This is a genomic window from Halorubrum sp. SS7 (genome assembly GCF_005435055.1).
In the GTDB taxonomy this organism is placed as follows: domain Archaea; phylum Halobacteriota; class Halobacteria; order Halobacteriales; family Haloferacaceae; genus Halorubrum; species Halorubrum salinarum.
Genome location: NZ_SGXV01000054.1, coordinates 1 through 2,707 on the forward strand (window position 1 = coordinate 1; position 2,707 = coordinate 2,707).

Consider the following 2,707-nt stretch of genomic DNA (forward strand, 5'->3'; position numbering starts at 1 on the left):
AGCCGTCACCAGCAGGTATCAGATGACGCGCTACTCGCCGATCTCCACCGCCTCCGTGAGGACCTCGGCCGCGTGCCCACTGCGACCGACGTCGTCGAGGCGGGGAATCACGGGATCGCGACCTATCAGCGGCGGTTCGGTTCGTGGAGTGAGGCCCTCGAAGCGGCCGGGCTCGAGACCGAGCCTGACCGGCCAAGCGATGACGAGCTGCTCGCGGACCTCCACCGGCTTCACGATGAGCGCGACAAGGTGCCCTCGCTACTGGACGTCCGAGACGCCGGCCAGTACACCGAGAAGCAGTACCGAAACCGGTTCGGGTCGTGGCGCGAGGCGCTCGACGCGGCGGGCTTCGACGCGGATCGCGGGCCGACAGACGAGGAACTACTTGCCGAACTCCATCGACTCAGTGACGACCTGGAGAAGCGTCCCTCGATGAACGACATGACCGACCACGGCGCGTACGGGTGTACTACGTACCAGCGGCGGTTCGGCTCGTGGAGTGCGGCTACTGCGAAGGCGTTCGACGAGACGGAGGACTGACCGTACTCAGAACACTCGTCGGAACGGGAACGCAGACGACTGGGCAGGTCCCTACCCTGAAAATCAGCACCCAGTCGCCTGAGAGGGTCCGAACCCTGTTTTATGTTCGCCACAGCGAGTATGTAGATGTTCCGGTCGTTGGACCTACACGGAACCGGCTACACCACCCCAGAACGGCTGTCTCCGTTCGACACTCTCAACATTGAAAACGACCGTCTGACGCCCGCTACGTGGTGTGTGTGGCGTTCACACACTTCAGGAGACCACACAAAGCATTTATACTCGACGCCAGTTGTTACGGACGCAGCCCTACCCGGAACACCTAGACGGTGTGAAATGCGACGCCGACGCGAGTAAGTCCGATCAAGTCCGGCCGCGCCCTCGATGGGATGTTGGACGACGACAAACGGGCGATCGAGATCGGGGCAAAGCAGGGTGTCGCGACGCAGAACACAACACAACAATGACAAACGACAATACCACACGCAAGAAGGCCAACGCGGTCTTCTTCGCGGCGGTTATGGTTCTGTCCGTGGTCGCTGCCGGCTTCGCTGCGCCGGCCGCGGCCGCTGTCACGTCGGCTTCTGCCGGTGACGTGGCCATCGGACAGGACTCTACGGTGCAGACAGTAACCGTAGACTCTGATACTGCAGGCGCAAAGATTACGATTGACGTGAGTGCCGCTGTCTCTGCTGGTGCGGCTCCGCAGAGTGTCAGCGCGACATCTCCTGGTGACGACACCATCGACAACGCTACTTACTTCAGTAGCAACAACACGGTCGTCGTCCAGACGACTGACGGTAGTGACACGAACACCAACGTCTCCGTCGACATCACTCACGACACGACTGACCTCTCGGCGGCTGCTGGTGTTTCGTACACCGTTGGCGACGGGTCTACCACCATGTCGCCGACCTTCGACGCGGTCGAGCCTGGTGTTCAGGACGTTAGCGTGACCAGTGGTGCTGACCTCGCGGAAGAGGACAGCCCGGTCACTCAGACTCAGGCCGTTGACATCGGTGTCCCGAACGACGGAGACAACCAGGTTACGGTCGACATCAGCGAAGCGCTCGCTGCTGGCGTCCAGATTGACGACGCGGCGACGGACATCACCGCGTCGAGTCTCCCGACTGGTGTCTCCCTCGATCAGGTCAGCCTGAATGCGGACGACGAGACGATCACGTTCAACGTCTCTGACTCCTCTGCCGATGGTACCTCCCACAACGGTACCTTCAACCTAGACATCGATTTCAACACGAGCGATGTCTCGAGCGACAACCGTGTCGAACACGTCTTCACGGACGACTTCAGCAACGAAGAGACGTCCGAGTTCAAGACGCTCGAAGAAACCTCAACGACCATCGGTCAGGGTGACGCGGACACTGAAGCCTTCTCCGGTGAGGTTATCCGGCTTGAAGGGTTCACTGCTGGCTCGGCAACGGAGATTGCCATCTTCGAGTTCGACCAAGACGCCTCTAACAACCAGGGCACCCGTGTCGACACGGTCAGCACCGCACCTGGTACGGAATTCAATTACGACACCGATAACCTCGGTGGCGGCGAGTACGTGTTCCGGTTCGACGATGGTTCCTCGACTGATCGCGTCAACGTGACGCTGCTGGACCTCGGCCTTGAGGCCGAGCTCGTCGACGAGCAGGTCCAGACGGACGAGACCATCGAATTCGACGCTAACTCCAACGACCCGCAGGGCGCCTACACTGCGGAGCTCTTCGAGGCTGACGCGGATGTCGACGAGGACAGCCCCGTCGACACCGTGACCGGTACCTTCGACGGTGCTGGTCAGGTCACGGACAGCTTCGAGGCACCCTCGGAAACAGGTAACTACACGGTCGTCGTCACGCACGACGCCACCGACATCACGGCCCAGACCGGCGAGGTTCAGGTCAGTGAGGCCGGTGAAGGCGAACTCGCACTCCCCGAAGGCAGCACCACCGTTGCCCAGGGTGACATCGCGAACATCACTGTCGAGTTCACCGAGACCTCGACCGGTACCGTCGTGGTCGGCGACCTCGAAGACACCAACTACCAGGCTAACATCACCGTCGAGGACGGCAGTGGCGACGGCGAAGTTAACCTGCTGTTCAACACGTACGCCGCCGGCGGCGCTGGTAGCGGTGCCCTCGTCGACGTGGCGAACGACGACGAC

The 2,707-nt window shown here is 61.4% G+C and carries 2 protein-coding genes; both read left to right on the forward strand.

Annotated features, from left to right (window positions below):
• On the forward strand, positions 1-540 hold a 540-nt coding region (locus EXE44_RS16295; protein ID WP_369333860.1), incomplete at its 5' end, for a homing endonuclease associated repeat-containing protein.
• A 463-nt stretch (positions 541-1,003) separates the two neighbouring features.
• On the forward strand, positions 1,004-2,707 hold a 1,704-nt coding region (locus EXE44_RS16300), incomplete at its 3' end, for a surface glycoprotein (protein ID WP_199241240.1).